General features: G+C 33.7%; 15 protein-coding genes. 8 read left to right on the top strand and 7 right to left on the bottom strand.

Features of this window, described 5'->3' with window-relative positions; all coding sequences use genetic code 11:
- Positions 1-788 precede the first annotated feature (788 nt).
- Positions 789-1,673 carry a hypothetical protein gene (locus N2201_00980; GenBank protein MCX7784793.1) on the top strand — a complete coding sequence of 295 codons (885 nt, stop codon included), beginning with the start codon at positions 789-791 and terminating at the stop codon, positions 1,671-1,673.
- A gap of 75 nt (positions 1,674-1,748) precedes the next feature.
- Here N2201_00980 and N2201_00975 read toward each other — a convergent pair whose 3' ends face one another.
- The 7 genes from N2201_00975 to N2201_00945 all read right to left on the bottom strand — a co-directional run bounded on the left by N2201_00975 (position 1,749) and on the right by N2201_00945 (position 10,008).
- Positions 1,749-3,014 carry an SLBB domain-containing protein gene (locus tag N2201_00975; GenBank protein MCX7784792.1) on the bottom strand — a complete coding sequence of 422 codons (1,266 nt, stop codon included), beginning with the start codon at positions 3,012-3,014 and terminating at the stop codon, positions 1,749-1,751.
- A 55-nt stretch (positions 3,015-3,069) separates the two neighbouring features.
- On the bottom strand, positions 3,070-5,349 hold the full coding sequence (locus tag N2201_00970) for a hypothetical protein (protein MCX7784791.1): 2,280 nt from the start codon (positions 5,347-5,349) through the stop codon (positions 3,070-3,072).
- A 1,392-nt stretch (positions 5,350-6,741) separates the two neighbouring features.
- Positions 6,742-8,448 carry a ferrous iron transporter B gene (locus tag N2201_00965; GenBank protein MCX7784790.1) on the bottom strand — a complete coding sequence of 569 codons (1,707 nt, stop codon included), beginning with the start codon at positions 8,446-8,448 and terminating at the stop codon, positions 6,742-6,744.
- Between the two features lie 181 nt (positions 8,449-8,629).
- Positions 8,630-8,845, bottom strand: coding sequence for a VOC family protein (locus N2201_00960; protein ID MCX7784789.1), 216 nt, complete (start codon positions 8,843-8,845; stop codon positions 8,630-8,632).
- 65 nt (positions 8,846-8,910) lie between these two features.
- The gene (locus tag N2201_00955) at positions 8,911-9,171 is read right to left on the bottom strand and encodes a ferrous iron transport protein A (protein MCX7784788.1); all 261 of its coding nucleotides are present in this window, start codon (positions 9,169-9,171) and stop codon (positions 8,911-8,913) included.
- Complete coding sequence (locus N2201_00950; GenBank protein MCX7784787.1) at positions 9,156-9,584, bottom strand: transcriptional repressor; 429 nt, start codon at positions 9,582-9,584, stop codon at positions 9,156-9,158. Before N2201_00950 ends, N2201_00955 begins: the two co-directional genes overlap by 16 nt.
- Positions 9,585-9,807: 223 nt before the next feature.
- Positions 9,808-10,008 carry a hypothetical protein gene (locus N2201_00945; protein MCX7784786.1) on the bottom strand — a complete coding sequence of 67 codons (201 nt, stop codon included), beginning with the start codon at positions 10,006-10,008 and terminating at the stop codon, positions 9,808-9,810.
- A 147-nt stretch (positions 10,009-10,155) separates the two neighbouring features.
- Here N2201_00945 and N2201_00940 point away from each other — a divergent pair, with 147 nt between their 5' ends.
- The 7 genes from N2201_00940 (at position 10,156) to leuS (ending at position 20,034) form a co-directional block, all read left to right on the top strand.
- Positions 10,156-11,703, top strand: coding sequence for a YncE family protein (locus N2201_00940; GenBank protein MCX7784785.1), 1,548 nt, complete (start codon positions 10,156-10,158; stop codon positions 11,701-11,703).
- Positions 11,704-12,264: 561 nt separating this feature from the next.
- Complete coding sequence (locus N2201_00935; GenBank protein MCX7784784.1) at positions 12,265-13,269, top strand: radical SAM protein; 1,005 nt, start codon at positions 12,265-12,267, stop codon at positions 13,267-13,269.
- A 234-nt stretch (positions 13,270-13,503) separates the two neighbouring features.
- Positions 13,504-14,574: a DUF1464 family protein gene (locus N2201_00930; GenBank protein MCX7784783.1), complete on the top strand. Its 1,071-nt coding sequence runs from the start codon at positions 13,504-13,506 to the stop codon at positions 14,572-14,574.
- Between the two features lie 67 nt (positions 14,575-14,641).
- Complete coding sequence (gene ruvX, locus N2201_00925; GenBank protein MCX7784782.1) at positions 14,642-15,058, top strand: Holliday junction resolvase RuvX; 417 nt, start codon at positions 14,642-14,644, stop codon at positions 15,056-15,058.
- Complete coding sequence (gene mltG / locus N2201_00920; GenBank protein ID MCX7784781.1) at positions 15,055-16,023, top strand: endolytic transglycosylase MltG; 969 nt, start codon at positions 15,055-15,057, stop codon at positions 16,021-16,023. The genes ruvX and mltG overlap by 4 nt, the downstream gene beginning before the upstream one ends.
- A gap of 492 nt (positions 16,024-16,515) precedes the next feature.
- Positions 16,516-17,562 carry a DNA polymerase III subunit delta gene (holA, locus tag N2201_00915; GenBank protein ID MCX7784780.1) on the top strand — a complete coding sequence of 349 codons (1,047 nt, stop codon included), beginning with the start codon at positions 16,516-16,518 and terminating at the stop codon, positions 17,560-17,562.
- A 9-nt stretch (positions 17,563-17,571) separates the two neighbouring features.
- A complete protein-coding gene (gene leuS / locus N2201_00910; protein ID MCX7784779.1) occupies positions 17,572-20,034 on the top strand; it encodes a leucine--tRNA ligase in 2,463 nt (820 codons plus the stop codon).
- Positions 20,035-20,262: the final 228 nt, after the last annotated feature.

Below are 20,262 nucleotides of genomic sequence, written 5' to 3'. Positions count from 1 at the left end.
GCATCAAAAAGATGCCAGACCTAAAACTAAGGGGGCGAAGTTTCGCCCCCTTGCCTTTTTAGTAAACTTCATAACTTGGCGTAGGGGAGCAGTAGGGGGGCTAGGGTAGGCCTGACCCTATCTTAGCCAAATCATAACATACGGCAAAATCTATCCTATCTGGTATACCGCAGAGAGAGTCGCTTTTCGGTTAGCCCAAATCGTCTATCTGTATCTCTTATAATCTATTCTCTTTTGAACAAAAACCTTCTACTCTTACCTTCTCTGCTAAAAGATATCTTTTCTTATTTAATAAGTAGTCTATGAAATAAATTAAAAGAAAGACTGTCAGAAAATCTGATGTTAAATTAGACAGAAATTTTGTTTGAATGTTTGCCGCGGGTAATCAGTAAAAATTACTTTTTCATAGCGGTGCAATATAAAAGAATTCTTGATTGAGATTATCATATTGATTAAAATTGTAGACATCATTATATTTTTCCATATAATAAAAAGTAAAAATTTTGTGGATATATCACATAATAATGTTTAAATACAATGCAAATAGAAAATGCTTTCAGCAATTTTAATTCTGATTCGTCCTTTTGACACTTGACGGAAAATGTTCTTCAACACTTAATAATAAAATTGTGTATCAGTGGCATTTTTATTATCCAATATTAAATGTATTCTTTCTTAATTATCAATATAAGTTGTGTTGAAGAAAACGCGTACATTTCTTAGACTCGAAGAACCATCAGTAATATGCTAATGACATTTCTTCAAATATTTTTCAGCACAGCATCATTATGAAGATTATACCTGTTGCCTTTGATAGTTTAGGCACAAGAGCAATGGCAACTTATATTGAAACAGATGATGTAAAAATATTTATCGACCCTTCAGTTCGTTTAGCCCCGCTTCGTTACAATTTAGCCCCTCATCCTGTCGAAATAAAAAGAAGAGATGAACATTGGCAGCAGATTATTAATTTTGCTCAAAACTGCGATGTTATTATTGTTACTCATTATCATTATGACCATCACAATCCAGATTTTCCCGAATTATTTCAAGATAAATTTCTTATTGTAAAACACCCTACAGAAAATATTAATTTCAGTCAAAAAGAGCGTGCTCAAGTATTCCTAAAACGAGTCAGTTCTAAGACTAAAAAAATTGAGATTGCAGAAGAGGGAAGTTTTTATTTTAATAAGACTAAAATTTTCTGCTCTAAAGCAGTATATCATGGAACATCACATCATTTAGGTTATGTGATTGAGGTTTTAATTGATGATACAATTGAGAAATTACTTTTTACCTCAGATGTATGTGGTATTCCTGATGAGAGCCATTTGTCTTTTATTATCCAAAATAATCCTGACATTATTATCTGTGACGGTCCTTCTCTATATCTTAAAGGTTATCGTTATTCTGATAGCACTTGGCAAAAATCGGTAGCGAATATGGCAAGAATAATAAAAGAGACCGAGGCAAAAATTTTTATTATTGACCATCATTTGACCCGAGATTTAAATTACCAAATTTATTATAAGGAAGTACGGGATTTACTACGACGGACTAATGTTAACCGAGAAATCAAATTAATAACGGCGGCAGAATTTTTAGGGAAAAAGACAGAATTATTAGAGGCCCGAAGAAGAGAACTTTATATAACCGAAGAGAACTTTATATAACCGAAGAGAACATTATATAGCAGAAGAAAACTTTATATAATAGAAGAGAACTTTATATAACTAACAAATGACAATTTATGGAGAAACCCGTAAATAAAGTAATGCGGTAGCAATCGGAATTGCGATGGCGCTGATAATAGTAACATAATCCTGCCACCATTTGAAGGTAGTTCTGGGAACAAATATTATATCACCAGGTTCAACTAAAGGGTCTTTTTTTAGAGAAATTTTCTTCTGACCTCGACGCAAATACGCACCTCGGATATTAGCATAATTGGTTGGACCAGCTGCCTGTCCAATATAATCACTGCTTTTAAGATTAGGTGAAAATAGAAAGGAACCAGGTCGGTTAACTTCACCTTGAACATAAACTAATGTATTTAAGGGCGGTATCACTAAAATATCGCCATTGCGCATAATCAAGTCTTTTGTTGAGTCCTGCTCAAAAATTATTTTGTAGAGATCAATCGGAATCTTCATCCGATGTTTACCATTCGTGTCCAATCTTTCAATATAACCTGCGGTCAGGTCAGCCCAAGGAGTAATCCCACCGGCTTTAATTATCATATCAGAAATTCTGTCATTTGGTTTTAACTCATAGACACCTTCAGAAATTCGCTCTTTCTCAGTGGTTAAAACTGAATGTCTAAGTTTCGTTTCACCTCGGCCAAATACTGCACCTTTAACAGTAACTATTCCTTGAACTTTAGGAACGATTATAATGTCGCCGGTTTCGATAAAAGGGTTGTTCGCTAAGTCGCCGGTTCGTTCAAATCTATCCAAATCGACTGTTTGATTTTCACTTCCTTGACGAACCAATTTGATATTCGCCTTTGAACCAATAGGAGTTATGCCACCGGCTTTATTAATGACCTGAGATACTCTTTCAACCGGTGATACATAATAGACGCCAGGACTTTGAACTTCACCGCTAACAAAGACCGCACCTTGCCGCATTGAAAGCAGGGTTAGTTTTACCGATACTGATTTTAAATAATTATTAAACACATTAGATAATGTTTCTTGCGCTGATTTCAATGTTAAACCTGAGACTTTAACCGTATTGACTACATCGTAGCGTGGTATAACTAAACCCTGTTCACTAATAGTGGAGCCAACGGGAAGATTGATTGTTATTTTTCCCTCATAAGTTACTGTTGCGTGATACGAATAATTGCTTTTACCCGTAATCGTTACTAAAAGACCATCACCGGGAAATAATTTATATTCTTCAGAAATAATTGGTGATTCTAATCCAATTACTTCGGATGGAGTTGTTGTACTCGGAGTAGACCCGGCAATCTGTCCGAGATAAAAAATTGTTAATAATATTTTAAGCATTATCAAAACTTAAATCTTATATTAAGTGTTATCACAACTTTTTCTATTATATTGTTTATTTTATAGAAAAAGGTTTACCTGTCAATACTATCAGCAGACTGAAAATTTTTAACCCCAAACACAAAACTAAAGTTTGGTAAATACCAAGAATGGGTATAAAGATCGCCGATATTAAAATTGCACCAATAAATCCACCCAATAAATCTGCTGCATATAAACTTCCCGCGGTTTCTGATACCATACGCTCTCGTTTCTTTAGAAATTCATCTTGAGAATTAATTATAGCCAATTTGAACTGATGATAAATCCGAGTCGCTAAGGGATATTCTATACCAGTAAAGAGTCCAGCAATCAAAAGCGAAATATAAAAATCTATTTGCGAATTTAAAAAAACAGGATAGGTTCTATTATAGAGGAGTAATATAATTAATATGATAAAACCAATTAGCAATAGTTCGGCATAAAGTAGATACTTAACTTTTATGTTGTTGATGCGAGAGCCAATTAAACTACCCAATACACCACCTAAAATAAATATTGTTAAAAGAATACTTATTTGATAATAGAGATAACCATAGCGAACTTGAAATCCCAGTGAAAAAATTAGCGTAAAAATCATTGCTGAAATGCCTGTCGTAAAGATTGTCATCGGCAAAAAAACTTTATGACGATAATGTCTGGTAAAAAATAACAGCACAATAAATACTACTATTAACAAAATTAAGACTATTTTCAAATTAATTTTAGTTATAATTGATAAAATCGTCTGTAAAGATGGATTTGCAATTGTGTTGTAATAAACTAAGTTGTAGAACAACCCAACAGGATGTCCGTCTTGATTTAATAGAGTTTGATTTTGGTCTTTTGATTGAAGCGATTCTCTTAGCCAATCCTGCCAATAGTCATTAGTTCGATATCGGATATAATTCAAATTAAACAAATGTGTCTGGACCTGTCGTGTTTGCAATCTTTGAAATAATGTTTCAGATATTAGCGAATGATTCCTATTTATCGAATCAACTGCATTAAAACTTAAATAGAGATTAAAATCACCTGGTATGACTATCAATTTCGGAAAAATACTTTTGCCAGTTGTAATATGCAAATTTATTACATTGCGTAACTGAGGATTAATATAACTTAAAGAACCAAGTGAGACAGTTGTTAAGATGCCATTAGGATTTAATTTTTCTTTACAGACCGCATAAAACTCTTTAGTAAAAAATCGGTTGATTTGTAGGGTTAAAGCCGAAAGAAAGTTGATAAAAATCACATCATATCTTTCTTGGCAGTTTTGCAAAAATGCTCTAGCATCAATATTTATTGTTTTAACTCTTGGGTCAGACAATTCTTGAGTGGTTAATGTTGTAGGAAATTTTTTAGCAATTTCAATCAAATGTGGGTCTAATTCCAGATAATCGACTCTCTCCACCGGATGCTTCAAAATCTCACTTAAAACTCCGCCGATGCCTCCACTAATAAGTAATATCTTTTTAGGTGAAGGATGAGACAATAACGCAAAATGAACATAATCCTCAACAAAATTAATATCTGGATATGGTGTTAAAAGTGTTGGAACTCCATCAATTAAAAAAGTATACTGTTCCTCTCTTCTAATAACTTTGATGTTACTATAGATAGTATTAGTTGATAGGAGTACTTCGTAATTACGATAATTTTGCTTGTTTATCCAATCCTCAACTGAAGAAGAAAAAAATAAAAGTAGGCTAAATATAGAGATTAAGATATAATGGAGAAACCGATGCCAATAGGATTTATCTTTTGTTAAGANGACGATTGCAATTATCTTTACAATCGCAACAATAAATGCAATTTGTAATGAATGGAAAATATGAATTATAATAAACGATATCAGAATGCCACCAATAATCGTGCCAAGATTTTCAAAGATATAAACATAACCAAAAACTTTATGCGTGGTATTTGAGGTTATGGCCAATACAGAAACGCTTAAAGTAAAAAGTGCACCATGAATAAAACTTATCGGAAACAAAATAATAAATGAGGTGATAAACATTATAGGAAAAGTTATAATCTCTCCTGGAACAATGCCAATAAATACTTTTAACATCATTGCACAAATCACTAATATTGGAAACAATATTGCAAAACATATGATTATCAGACGGTAAGAATCAATTGAACTTTTTATTTTTCTGGCAAGAAAACTTCCCATTGCTTCTGCAAGTAGCCAATTTCCTAAAACAAACCCAATTGATAATTCATTACCTTGAAAACTTACTAACAATTCACGAATCAAAGTAATTTGCGCAATAATTCCAGAAGCACCAATAATAATAATCACCAGAGGCATACTTTAAGAGTATGTGCAATGATTAACTTGTCAACAATTTTTTACAATATGTCCAAGAGATATTATATAGTTTATGAGTTTTAATTATATTAAATGTATGGAACAGATTTTTAAGATAATAAAAATTAATTTTAGATGTTCATTCAAGATTATGAGATAATATGCAAAATTTTTTTGAATCAATTATACATAATTAAGAAAAATCGGGTTCTGAAGTTATTAAACAATCCGTTATAGAATATCTTAGAAGTAACATCTCTCGTGCCGGAGTAGTCTTTTAACTTTTGCAACTTTAGTAGTTCACAATAAGTTTTGCTAAATTTTAACAAAATAACCGAAAAGACCGAAACAATACATCGTATCCAAAATATATATACCATCTCAACAGAATAGATGCCAAAATATTTGAGATGAAAATTAAAAACGATTCGGACCCAAAAGACTTTAGGTGTTTATGCAGATGAATCGATTAATGCATTAGTCGGCACAAAGCGTCATATCTTATGAAGACTTCCAGAGCATATTAAATATTTTATATGTCCGAAGAAAAGAAAAAAATTAATAAAGAGAGTTTATTGACCTGAATTTGGACAAATTTTTCGAGATTGTTCAAATTGGTGTTAGACATAACTCTAAGCAATAAGTATTAATCCTTGTGTAGATTAGTTATCCGGATACCTTTAAGATACCTAATTATCTGTATTGTGTGTTGAATGTGACTTACGATTTAATTTGATCGCTTATTCAAAAGAAAAGAATTGGGCTAACGGCTTAGATTTTTATCTTCAGGTGATATTAAGGTTGTTACGCTTGCGAGAGTGAGATATAAAATTGTTTTTACCTTTGATAAGGTGAAGAATTTGGCTGACATTTGTGATTAATTAGTCTGCAAAAACTACTTGGTTTGATTGTGAATTAGTACAGAGCCATAAAGAGTTTCCAAAAGATAATGTCCATTTAGAGCGGTCGCATCGGACTAACAGATGAGTAATTCTATATTCCAGAAAATTTAACATAAAGTCGCTGGCAGGTTTAATATCAACAGGCTTGAAATAAATTTATTATTATTATTTCAGAAGCATTCTCGTGTTCGATTGTAACAAGTCTTAAAGTGCAGATGCCGGATATTAATGATGAGATTCGTAAGGTTGTGCCTATAATGTTAGATAAAATAGCGGTATAGAATTAAATTCCCGGAGTGCTATGTGTTGGCAACTAAGCACCTTTGTTTTTAACTTAATAAGTCTAAATTTATCCAAAATACTTATATATTACTTTGAAATATTACGGAGATATAAGCACAGAAAACAAATAATCCAATAATATATTAGATTAATTTGTCTTTAATTCTAAAATAATCTTACAGTAGTTTAAGGAGAATTTTTAAACTTTCTATAGAACTATATTTAATATACTGCCAACAATCAAAGAAGTTATAAGCATTATTAAAGTTGCTTTCATCATATCTTTGAAACCAAGTTCTTTTAATAACATTACAAAGGTTGCAATGCAAGGGAAGAAGATTGCCAAAACAGTGCTTCCGATTACTAATTGTTTGGCAGAAAGATTTAACGGACCTAACATTGCCACCGCAACATCTTTTCTTAAGAAGCCAATCAATATTGGAACGATCACAGTTGGTGGTAATCCCCAAATTTTATTTACAACAAATTTTGATAGCGGAGCAATATATTCGAATATTTTGAAAGTGTAAAGTAGATTTATTATTAGGATACCTAAAAATACAAAAGGCACGGCTTCAATTAAGAATGAAGAAACACGATACCAGAGTTTTTTTAGTAGCTGTGAAAATAAAGGTAGTCGATACGGAGGAATTTCGATTACTAAATCTGGACTAAAACCTTTAACGATTCTGTTTAAGATAAATCCGGTTGTCAGCCAGATACAAAAGAGTGTAAAATAAATTATAGTAACATATTTAATTCCCTGAGCACCGACCAAACCAACAATCATTGCCTGTAATGCGGCACAAGGAACTGCAATGGAAATAAGTGTTGCGGCAATGAAACGTTCGCGTTTACTTTCTAAGATACGAGTTGCTAAAATGCCAGGCACATTACAACCGAGTCCTAAAAACATTGGTATTATCGCATAACCATGTAATCCTAATCGATGCATAACTGCATCCGCAATAATTGCTAACCGAGGTAAATATCCAACATCCTCTAATATACTGAGAATAAAATAAAATGAGATAATATACGGTAAAATCATTGCAATCTCAACATAAATACCAGTAGATAGTAGCCCCATAGATTGCTTAAAATCGATTGTATTATTAACCAGTTCGCCAATCAAAAGTTTATGGAGAAGATTGGTTGGCTGTAAAATTGCGGATAATTTCATAAGTAATGGCGCATATAAATTATTAAACATTGGGTCAAAAAGATACTTAATCAAACTTTCGCCAATAAACTGAACAGTTCGAAATGCGGAATAGATTATTCCAGCCCCTATGATAAGCCCCCAAAATGGATGAATCATTATTTCGCCGATATGCTCGGCAAGTGTATGATGTCGGTGGCTAACAGTCTGAACTGAATTGACGATTTCGCCGATTTCTTTCCAACGCGTAGCAGATGAGACGAAAACCCGGTCAGGTATCTTGGCATTCTTTATTTTCTGCTTTAACTCACTGAGTCCTTCACCTCTTATCGCTGATGTAGCAACAACAGGAACACCTAAGATTTCTTCTAATTTTTTAATGTCAATTTTTACACCTCGGTGCTTAGTTTCATCCCAAAAGTTTAGGGCAATTACCATAGGTTTTCTTTGCTCCAGTAGTTGTAACGTTAGATTTAGGTGTCGTTCAAGATTTGTTGCATCAATAACATTAATAATGATATCTCCAAGGTTTAACATTTCACAAGCGACTTCTTCGGCTTTACAGGTTGGTTCTAAAGAATATGAACCTGGGACATCAATTACTTCAACGCTTTCACCATCGAGTTTCATATAGCCTTTAGTAAAACTTACGGTTGTCCCGGGGTAATTAGAAGCAATAACCTTAACGCCAGTCAATCGAGAAAAAATAACACTTTTGCCAACATTAGGATTACCGACTAAAAGAATTGTCATCTAATCAATTTTGGGAAATATTTTATCAATTTAACTTTAAATATTATATTTGTGGTTTTTATATTGTCGTGTCAATTATTATATCCGATTAATTCGATTAACATACCAAAAGCAGATTTGTGATGGATAAAGATGAATTTTCTCTTAGAATATGACACAAAATATTGAGAATGAGTTGGATTCATTGTTCTTTTAACCGTTCTACCCATTCGTCTAAATTATCTACTTCTAAAGCAATGTGATGCAGACCTTGTTCTCGACGATCGATAAATTTTGCAATCAAGCAATTATCCACAGTAAATGTAACAACTTGAAATTGAGTAATGCCAATCGAAGCAGACTTAACATCCATTTTTTTATTGGGCATAGACCATTTGAGATTAAATTTTATTCCCATAATTTTTCAAAAAAATAACTGCCTCCTGACTATTTTTTATTGTCACAACAGTCTCATTAATGTTATTAATTTTCAAAGCGTCCATCTTTCCTAACTAATATTTTACTTGCCATTCTAAAACCTAATGCCAATTCAGTGTTTTTAATTCGGATGACAACTGGTCCATGTAAAATCATAGCACTAATTTTACATATATTCACCCCTGGCGATATCCCCATTGCTTGTAGACGTTTGACTGTTTCCTGGCTACCGAGAATGTCGGTTACAATACCGGTTTCACCAGATTCTAATTGGGTTAAAGGAACTAATTCTACTTCTTTTGGCATTGTTGGCAAACTCCATAAATAATTAGACTGTGATGTTCCGAAACGAAATTAAATTTTTTAGCGAGTTGACTCTGAATGCGTTCAATGGTTGGGCTGGCAAATTCAATAATCGTGCCACATTGATTACAGACAAAATGGTCGTGATGTTTGTGTTTATAATTATGTTCAAAATATGTTTCGTAGCCTAATTCTATCGTGCGTGCGATACCGGCTTCAGTTAATAACTTTAAGGTTCGATATACTGTGCTGTAGCCAATTTTATTACCTTGTTTTAATAATCGATTATAAAGTTCATAAGAACTAATGTGATTTTCAGTTTGAAGAAAAGTATTTACGACACTGTCTCGTGGTTTTGATTTATTTAGTCCTTTTTTACTGCAAAAATCATTAAAGTATTTGAGTAATGCTTTCATAGATAAATTATACTAAAATGAAAATGAAAGTCAAGTTCAATTTTTCTTAACGGAAGTATTATTAAAATTGCAGCAGATTTGTAAATATTTAGTAGAGATTCGAGTCTTTAATTGTAAGTGATTTTGTATTGAAATATTAACGAAAATTTTGGTTAAGTTTTTTATCATCTTATTTAAGATGGGAGAAATTACAGGGATTCAAAAATTATACCAATTTGCCGATTTAGGAAAAGTCTTTTTTTGTTAGTGCAGAAAAAATGGTGCCATAGATATCTTTTTTGCTTTTGCGGATTGTAGCGGGCAAAAATTTTTGAAGCACATATTTATCGCGTGGTTGTGATAAAGTGATGACGATGTCGATTGAGCATTCTGAAGCAATGCCAGTGAAAACGCTTACGGCGCACATCCCGATCAAAGAAACCACAGAAAAATATCCAACAAGTTCAATTTATTCAATAGTAAGAATTAACTTTTCCCGTGTTTTCTTGATTAAAGACTTGACATTGGTTAAAAGATAAGATAAATTAGTGCTGTGGCAGGTAGATTAAAGATAATTAACGGAGGCAAAATTATGAAGCGAATCTTATTGAAAATCGTTCTTTTAATCATTTGGTTAGTCTATATTAATTGCCAAAAGAATCGACCGCCGGGGATTCCTGATACACCAAGCGGTCCCAAGTTCGGAAGAATAAATATTACATATCAATTTGTCTCGTCAGCCTTAGATATGGAAGATGAACGGATAGCAATTCGATTCGATTGGGGAGATGGCGATACTTCGGATTGGAGTAAATTTGTGCCTTTAGGAGAGACAGTTTCAATGAGTCATGCCTGGAAGACTTCAGATACTTTTGAAGTCAGAGCTCAAGCCAAAGACTTAAAAGAGAATAAATCGGTATGGTCAGACAAAGCAGTAATTTATATTTCATCAAATCGTATACCGCGAACACCTTTTATTTTAACTGGTCCGTCGTCAAGTTTTGTAAATGTCTTTAATGATTATACGACCTTAACATTAGATGCAGATGGTGATAGTATTGCTTATCAATTTGATTGGGGTGACGGAACTTTATCCGAATGGAGTAATTTTATGCCCTGTAGCATACCAGTAACAATGAGAAAAGTTTGGGTTACTCCAGGCGTATATTATATCAAAAGTCGGGCTAAGGACACTAAGGGAGAAATGAGTGATTGGTCTTATGAATATCAGGTCCGTATTAATTTAACTGGTTGTAATTTTCCTAATTATGTTGTAGGGACTATTTCCTTGGGAAATAATAGTAATCCAGAAGGCATCGCCGCTTTACCTAATAATAATTATGTATATGTTGCTAATTATGGTAATGACAGTATTAGTGTGATTCAAACATCAAATAATTCTGTGATTGGAAAATTTTATGTTGGTGAAAATCCTTATGGTCTTTGTGTGCATCCTAATGGTCAATACCTTTATGTCACAACAAAAGATGATGTTACCGTAATCAGAACCTTAGACAATCTTATTGTCGGACAAATTCCTATTAGCCAGTCGCCCAGAAATATTAGTATTTTACCAAATGGTGAGTATATTTATGTTACCAGAATTGATGCAGATAGTGTTGCAGTTATTCAGACTGCAACCAATTCGGTTATCACTTCAATACCTGTTGGCGATATGCCCTGGGATGTTACCCCCTCGGCAAATGGTGAGTATGTTTATGTAACTAATGCAGGAAGCAATAATATTAGTAAGATTCAAGTCAGCACTAACACGGTAATCGATGTCATACCTTTTGCGAGAAGCCCACGTGCGATTGTTACTCATCCTAATTGCCAATATCTTTATGTTACTGATGACCGAAATAGCGTTTCAGTAATTTCAACATTAGATAATACTGTTATTGCAACAATAAGAGTAGGAGACAATCCGACTGATGTTAAGGTGTTAGATAATGGAGAATATGTTTACGTGGTAAATCAAAGCGAAAATACAGTTTCAGTAATTAGAACATTGAATAATAAGTTAGTAGCATTGATTCCTGTTGGTATTTCGCCAAGTAAAATTGCAGTGTTAAGCAATGGTACATCTGTTTATGTAACCAATTCAATTGATAATACTGTTTCAGTTATTAGTCGCTAAAACCCTCAAGGATAAGAATGAAAATACAGATAAGAGGTCATCTATTATTATGCTTAAATTTAGATTTTCTAAACCTCGATACGATTTGATTTTTTTCAGAGGTCTCATATATCTTTAAATATTATTTTACAAATTTTACAAACATATATCTTTAAATATTATCTTACAAACATATATCTCTAAATATTATTTTACAAATTAGTATTCAGTAAAAAATAAGATTAAAATTTGAATTGGTCGCTAATACTTAATTCACAGGGGTAATTAATCATATAATTACATTGGTTCAGAGCATTGGTCAGAACAGATAGATTTTATTTTTGTTTATCTTGATTTTTGAAAATATTAAAATATAATCTTGTGGTGAGCGACTTGAATTTAATTGTAAGCAATTTTGATATACTTAAAATAAGAAAGAGTTGATTTTAATTGATAGGCTTAGTAATAATATCTTGTGGCATAAGTCTTTTTATAAATTACTTTAGGATAGATTGTTAGAATCCTAATCTGATTTTGGTTGAATGAAAAAAGTAATTAGTAGTATGACGAATTTTTTATCTTATGAACTACCTTAAAAAAGATTATTTTCCCTCTAACCCGATTTTTATTGATTGGGCGATAACGAGTCAATGTTATCTTTCTTGTACCCATTGTCGTTATCAAGGACTACGTTCTTTTAATAAAGAACTGGCAACAAACGAAACAATAGAATTGGCAACTGAGATTGATGCGATTAGTCCCAACTGGGTTTTAATTGAAGGTGGTGAACCATTTTTACGAAAGGACATATTTAAGATTATCGAAATATTAAGGTCAGATAAACGACCAATCTACATTATTAGTTCAGGAAATGGTTTTGAGCCTCCGTATGCGGAAACATGCCAAAAATTAGATGTTAAAATTTTGCTTAGTCTTGACAGTGCGAAAAAGGCTACTTATGAAAAGATTCGGCAAGGAGCAAGTTATGAAAAAGTGATGAGAGCAATTGAAATCTGTTTATCATATAAAATTTTAGATTCCATCAATTTTACCCTACAAGAAATTAATACCACTCCTGAAGAAATCATGGCAATTGGCAGGTTGGCAAATGAACTTAATATAAACTCAATAAACTTTCTTGGTTTTAAGCCTAATATACTTCAGCAGGTATCCCCGATTCCTAATTTATCTTCTGTATTTGCAGAAATTGTCGAGATTAAAGAAAAATACAGCATCAAAGTAACAGTCGATGAACCATTTTTTAATCCTTGGCTAAAGAAATATCAATGCTTAATGTCTAATAACCAAGACAAAAATAATGGTCCAATTGTCGTTGAAGAAAAGTCAGGATGTATCTTTGGCGAATATGTGTTTATTGAGCCAGATGGAACTATTAAACCTTGCAGTTTTTCCGCAATGAGTTATCAAGAACTGGATAAAGATTTACTTCGTAAAATTCAAGATAAAAGAAATCGCAAAGGCAAATGTGCCAAATGCGAATATCAATTGGAATGTGGTGGTTGTCGGACAAGGACCTACGCGTTGACTAAAAACTGGTTCGAATCGGACCCATTCTGTCCTTTATAAAAATTGAGAACTCGGAAAAATGCCATGGAAAACACGAAGTTACAGAAAAAACTTGCGAAATTTTACGATTTGGTGTTAAAAATATTTTACGCACAAATTTATGGAATATGAGACCTCTGATAAAGTGCTACCGAATTTGCCAAAAACATAGAGAAATCTTCAGTGATTTCAGTGGCAATATTGTTTTTCAAGTTCTCAATTATAAATGCTTGGCGTTAAATTCAGAGCAAAATTATGAAAATTATCGGTATTGACCCGGGTACTAAAAGTTTTGATTTATTTGGTGTCGCATTTGATAACAACAAAGAAAAGATTTTTTTGGACAAGACCATCCCTTCAGAATTTGTTGCAAAAAATCCAGAAATTTTATTAGATGAAATTAAAAATTATTTCCCAGTTGATGCGATTGTTGGTCCTTCAGGATATGGTTTACCTTTGACGAAACTTGCTGATTGCACAGAAAAGATGCTTGAGCAGATGTTACCCCTGGAAGGTGAAGATACCGGTGGTGTTTCGGTGAATGAAGGCATTAAAAGATTATTCTTTAAGATGAAAGCAATGAAATTACCGGTCTATTTTACTCCTGGTGTGATTCATTTACCAACAGTGCCAGAATACCGGAAGTTAAATCGGCTGGATATGGGAACTGCGGATAAAGTGTGTGTTGTTGCCTTAGCAATGAAGGACCAGATGGAGCGCTTGCAACTTCGTGCGGGGTTGACTTCCTTTATTTTACTCGAGATGGGTTTTGGTTTTACTGCGGCAATTTCGGTCATAAGAGGTCAAATTGTTGACGGTTTAGGCGGAACATCAGGGTTTCCCGGATTTCTGGGCACAGGTCATTTAGATGGCGAATTGGCAATTAGAATAGGTAGACAAAGACAAGGAGTTCTCTTTACAGGGGGAGTTCAAAGTTTGACAAAAAATCCAATAAAGGATATTAACGAAATCGCAAAACATAAACAAATACTATCACTATTAATTGAAAGCGCATTAAAAGATATTGCCTGTCTTTTAGTTACGAATTTGAATCCTTATGAAATAATCATTTCAGGAAGATTATCTCGAGTGCCAGCAATCTATGAGCATCTGATGCGACAATTGTATCGCCGGTTTCCCAAGATTGCTAAACATAGACTTCAGCGCAAAGCAAAAGTTGCTAAAGAGGCCGCTGAAGGCGCAGTGATTTTAGGTGCGGGTATTTTAGGTGTAAAATATACAGATATTTTTAAGGTTATGGCAATTGCTAAAAGTAAAGGCACGATGTATGATTATATCAGACTAAAAATTGAGGCTGAGAAATGAGCAAAATTCACTTCTTATTTATTACTCTAAACTATAAGTTGAAAAATCTAAACTAAGATATTGAATTATGGGCCGGATTTTAGCCATTGATTATGGCAAGAGAAATATTGGACTGGCAATCTCCGATGAAACAAAGACGATTGCTTATGGCATTGACGGCATTCATTATAAGAATGAAGAAACGGCAATTGAAAAATTACAAATCATCATTAAAGAAAAAAATATCGAAAAGATTATCTTGGGTTATCCTTTAGCAATGTCGGGAAAAGATACCCAAATGAGTCAATTGGTCTTAGAGTTCAAAAAAGTTTTGGAACAAAAATTTAATTTGCCGATAATCTTATTTGATGAAAGATTCACTACCGAAATATCAAAACGGATTATCCAAGAAAGAGGGAAGAAGTCTTTTTCTTCCAAAAGATTAATCGATAAACTATCCGCAGTGGTCATACTTCAAGATTATCTTACTTCGATAAAAAAGTGATTTTTTCAAGAAGACAGTATCTTTTAGTTTTTGCCTTCATTATCATATCTGCTACCGTGGTGTTATGTGACGCAAGGACTAAAAAACAATTAAACGAAAATAAAAAAAAGATTATAATCTATCCGGGTGAATCGGCTAAGTCAGTTGCGACTAAATTGTTGGAAAATGGCATTATCCGAGACCAAGAAACTTTCTTATTTTGGGCAAAGATTTTAGGATGTGATAAAAAGATAAAATCAGGTCGTTATTACTTTAATGCTAACACAAGAGCACTTAAGGTATTAAGGACTCTAACAACTGGTGGTGAAAATAAAACGCTGGTCGTAATTCCTGAAGGTTATACAATAAAAGATATTGCCCGAATATTACATAACGAAGGAATCTGTTCGGAAAATGATTTTATTAAAGAATGCCACAATAAAACATTTCTTTTAACCTTAAATATAAAGGCAGGTTCGGCTGAAGGTTATCTATTTCCGGATTCCTATGACTTTATAATTCCATCTGACCCAAAAGATATTATTCGCACAATGGTCAATCGATTTTGGCAGGTCTATCAAGAGATTCATGACCATAAACCTTTGGACACAGTTTTAATCATTGCCTCATTAGTAGAGAAAGAGGCTAAATTAGATAGTGAACGACCATTAATTGCTTCAGTTTTTTATAATCGGTTGAAGAACAAAATGCCGTTACAATCATGTGCCACAGTTCAGTATGTTTTGCCGGTCCATAAAGAGCAATTGAGTGTTGAGGATACCAAAATTAATTCGCCATATAATACTTATCTTCATCAAGGATTACCACCAACACCAATCTGTAATCCGGGCAAAGCATCATTGATTGCGGCAATTAGACCGGCAAACACAAAGTATTTATATTTTGCCGTAAACTCTAATGGCAAACATTTCTTCTCCAAGACTTTTTCCGAACACCAGAAATTTCTACGCAGCCGGAAAAAATAAGTTCGGTCCGATTAGTCTGAACTTACTTCAATTTAATAAATGATTAGACCACGATGCATCGCTGAAAGAACCGACGTCTTAACTACGGATTATGTAGAGAGTAACAGGTAAATTTATTGGAGTATTATTTTTATCACCAAAAGCACGGAATCTTCTTTGCAGATTTAATGGGTGAGTGTTTCGATTCAGAAGTCATTTTTAAGCAGTCTTAATACTTTACGGGTTGACAATATTAGAGTTTTGTTTTAATATGAATATTTAATAAAATATTTACTTCTAAAGAATTTGTAATATAAAAGACAATAAAATATTTATAATATAAAAGACAATAAAATATTTAATAATATAGAATTTAATTATACAGAACTTATAACATAAAGAATATATGGTTTATAATATAAAAATATATATCTTTATAATATAAAAATATATATCAATGTTTATAACATAAAAATATATATCAATAAATATAGTAAAATATAAAAAAGATTTATGAAGCGAGAAGTTAAATCGTCGGTTGCGCACAAAAATCCGCTGAATCTACCAGTAGAATTCTTTTTGCGACAGATTCGGGCACAGAAGATTGCGCCAGTTTATATTCTATTTGGTGCCGAGCATCCAGGCAAAGATGAGTTCGTTTCAATTCTAAAATCAGCCGGAAAATTTACCCTTGAAACTATTCAGATAAATCGGGAAGACGCTAATAAGACCGACTTGCTTTCGGAAATTATTGCCAAAATAACTACCCAATCACTCTGGGGAGACCGAATTTTGATACTGATACGAGATTTTCAGAATCTCTCACCAAAATACCAACAAGAAATTTTGAACCGAGTGAAATCTTTACCAATGAACTACGCAAATACTGTGGTGATTGAAAGTAAATATAGTCGAGAAATCGGAGAGATGTTTAATCAGTGTAAACTGCCTCTGATAAATTTTTATGAACTTGATACCGGCGGAGTTCATAAGTATCTGCACGATATAGCAAAAGCATTAGGCCTTCTAATTGATTATGATGCCAGTAAATTACTACTCGATTTGGTTGGCACAGATTTTGCGTTGCTCAAATCAGAAATTGTCAAAATCAAGACTTTTCTTGGCGAAAGGCATCGAATCACGGTCGACGATGTCCTGTCGGCTTGTGGTTATACCAAAGAAAGTAGTCTTGATGATTTGATTAATGCAACCTTTTTAAGAAATAAGCAAGATGCTTTAAGTAATCTGTTTCAGTTTAAGGATGACCCGAAAATGCCAATAATAATTGTCAGTAGTTTAGCCAATATCGCATTTCAAATTATGCAAGTCCTGTTGGGAACGGATACCAGCACAATGGGAATCAGCAAGAAACGATTAGTTAACTTAGAAAAACAGAGCCGATTATGGACAAAAGAAGAATTGAGTGCATTCATTACAGAATTAGCCGAAATTGATAAGCAGATTAAGACTGGTTATCCGGAACCATTTGTGCTATTAGAAAATTTATTAGTAAAGACCGGAAAAGATTTTGAGTCCAGCCGAGTTTCGGTGATTAATTAAGGAGTGACAATGTTAGATGATTTTATTCGCATTGAAAAAGAAATTCAAAATTTTTGGCAAAAGCGAGGGATTTTTAAGACCAATCCTAATCCGAAAAAGAAATATTATGTCTTAGTGATGTTTCCTTATCCTTCAGGTGATTTGCACATTGGTCATTCAAGAAATTATACAATCGGTGATACTGTAATGCGGTTTAAGAAACTACGCGGTTATGATGTTTTACATCCGTTTGGTTGGGATGCTTTTGGCTTGCCCGCAGAAAATGCTGCTATTATCCACGGTATTCATCCTGAAGTCTGGACCAAAGAGAACATCGCAATTTCCAAAAAACACTTGATGGATTTAGGTATTGGCTATGATTGGGACAGTGAAGTCACTTCCTGTGAACCGGACTACTATCGCTGGAATCAATATTTCTTTATTAAGTTTTATGAACGCGGTTTGGCTTACCGCAAAGAATCTTATGTCAACTGGTGTCCCAATTGTCAGACGGTTTTGGCAAATGAGCAAGTAAAAGAAGGACATTGCTGGCGTTCAACTTGTAATGCTATCATTGAAAAACGGAAACTGACTCAATGGTATTTCCGAATTACTGATTATGCCCAGCGATTACTTGACGGCTTAAAAAAGTTAGAAGATTGGCCTGAGCCAGTAAAGATAATGCAAGAGAATTGGATTGGTCGGAGTGAAGGCGTTGAAGTCAATTTTACCTTAGAAGACGGCACTAAAATTCCGATATTTACAACTCGTCCGGACACTTTATATGGCGTGACTTTTATGGCATTAGCACCCGATGCACCTTTGGCCGAGACCATCGCACAAGGAACTTCACAGGAAAAACAAGTTAGAGATTACATTACAGAAGCATTAAAAAAATCTGAAGTTGACCGCACAGGCACAACAACCGAAAAAACTGGTGTCTTTACTGGCCGATATGCAATAAATCCTTTGAATAAGGAACGGATACCGGTATATATTGCGGATTTTGTTTTAGCATCTTATGGCACAGGTATGATAATGGCTGTGCCCGGTCATGACCAAAGAGATTTTGAATTTGCTAAAAAATATAACATTCCAATTAAAGTTGTGATTAATCCGCCCAATGAAAAGTTAGACCCGAAGACAATGACCTGTGCTTATGTGGATGAAGGTGTAATGGTTAATTCAGGACCATTTGATGGCATAAATAACCTTGAAGGCATTAAAAGAATCACGGATTATTTAGAAGAAAAAGGATTAGGTAAACGCACAGTCAATTATCGGTTAAAAGACTGGTTAATTTCTCGGCAAAGATATTGGGGAACACCAATTCCAATGATTCATTGCGAACAATGTGGAATTGTGCCTGTGCCGGAAAAAGATTTACCCGTGCTTTTGCCCAAAACTGTAAAAGATTATCAACCCAAAGGCAAATCAGTGTTAGCCGGCGTGCCTGAGTTTATTAATACAACTTGTCCGAAATGTGGTGGCAAAGCCCAAAGAGACCCAGATACAATGGATACTTTTGTTGATTCCTCTTGGTATTTCTTGCGTTATACTGACCCGAAAAATGATAAGATGCCATTTGACCCGAAAAAAGCTAACCAATGGATGCCGATTGATGAATATATCGGTGGCATTGAACACGCCACCGGCCATTTGATTTATTTCCGGTTCTTTACTAAAGTGCTTTATGATATGGGAATGCTGGCAGTTGATGAACCATGTAAAGTACTACATACTCACGGCATGGTTAAATTGAACGGCATCACTATGTCCAGTTCTAAACGACACGGTGTTTGGCTCGGTGATTTCTTAAAAGAACATGGTGCTGATGTGTGTAAACTGGCAGTTCTATTTTCTGCGCCACCAGAAAAAGAGATTGACTGGACAGATGAAATGGTTATAGGTGTTAAGCGCTTCTTAAGCCGAATCCAAGCCCTATATGAGCAACATACGCCAATATTTGATACACCCAATATACCACAACTAATTACCAATAACCCGGAAGAAAAAAAACTATATATTCGGTTAAATCAGACAATAAAGAAAGTCATTGACGATTCCGAACGCATTCAATACAATACCGCAATTGCTGCATTAATGGAATTCTTAAACGATTTAACCGGTTTTGAAAACAAACAGAGTCAACTTTTTAAGTATGCCTTAGGTGTAATGTTACGACTACTGTCACCATTTGCTCCACACATTGCCGAACATCTTTGGTTAAAACATTCAGGCAAAAAACATAGCATCTTTGAAGAGACTTTACCCGAACCTGACCCCACGGCATTAAGTTTTGAAACAATTACAATTCCGATTCAAATTCAAGGTAAACTCCGTTCTAAAATAGAAGTGCCAGTGGGCACACCAGAAGATGAAATCAAACGACTTGCTTTAGCAGATGAAAAAGTAAAGAAATATATTGAAGGCAAAACCATCAAAAAGATAATCTATGTGCCTAACCGATTAATTAATATTGTAACATCTTAATAGGATGAGGAAGTTTAGGTCTTTATATTTAGAGAATAAAGATATAACAACAATAATAAAGATATAGACACCAATAATAAAATATACCAACAATAACAAAGATGTACTTACCAACAATAACAAAAATATACCACTAATAACAAAGGTATAGCACCTATAACAAAGGTATAGACACCGATAACAAAGATATAGCGCCTATAACAAAAATATAGACACCAATAACAAAGG

It is taken from the genome of candidate division WOR-3 bacterium (assembly GCA_026418155.1).
Taxonomy (GTDB): Bacteria; Hydrothermota; Tepidihabitantia; order Tepidihabitantales; family CAIPLT01; genus JAOABV01.
The sequence above is the reverse complement of the archived record's forward strand: the minus strand, read 5'-3'. Positions and strand labels throughout refer to the sequence as shown.

Coding starts and splice junctions, on each gene's coding strand:
- N2201_00980 (MCX7784793.1), top strand. CDS start 789: ATGAAGATTATACCTGTTGCCTTTGATAGTTTAGGCACAAGAGCAATG.
- N2201_00975 (MCX7784792.1), bottom strand. CDS start 3,014: ATGCTTAAAATATTATTAACAATTTTTTATCTCGGACAGATTGCCGGG.
- N2201_00965 (MCX7784790.1), bottom strand. CDS start 8,448: ATGACAATTCTTTTAGTCGGTAATCCTAATGTTGGCAAAAGTGTTATT.
- N2201_00960 (MCX7784789.1), bottom strand. CDS start 8,845: ATGGGAATAAAATTTAATCTCAAATGGTCTATGCCCAATAAAAAAATG.
- N2201_00955 (MCX7784788.1), bottom strand. CDS start 9,171: ATGCCAAAAGAAGTAGAATTAGTTCCTTTAACCCAATTAGAATCTGGT.
- N2201_00950 (MCX7784787.1), bottom strand. CDS start 9,584: ATGAAAGCATTACTCAAATACTTTAATGATTTTTGCAGTAAAAAAGGA.
- N2201_00940 (MCX7784785.1), top strand. CDS start 10,156: ATGAAGCGAATCTTATTGAAAATCGTTCTTTTAATCATTTGGTTAGTC.
- N2201_00935 (MCX7784784.1), top strand. CDS start 12,265: ATGAACTACCTTAAAAAAGATTATTTTCCCTCTAACCCGATTTTTATT.
- N2201_00930 (MCX7784783.1), top strand. CDS start 13,504: ATGAAAATTATCGGTATTGACCCGGGTACTAAAAGTTTTGATTTATTT.
- ruvX (MCX7784782.1), top strand. CDS start 14,642: ATGGGCCGGATTTTAGCCATTGATTATGGCAAGAGAAATATTGGACTG.
- holA (MCX7784780.1), top strand. CDS start 16,516: ATGAAGCGAGAAGTTAAATCGTCGGTTGCGCACAAAAATCCGCTGAAT.
- leuS (MCX7784779.1), top strand. CDS start 17,572: ATGTTAGATGATTTTATTCGCATTGAAAAAGAAATTCAAAATTTTTGG.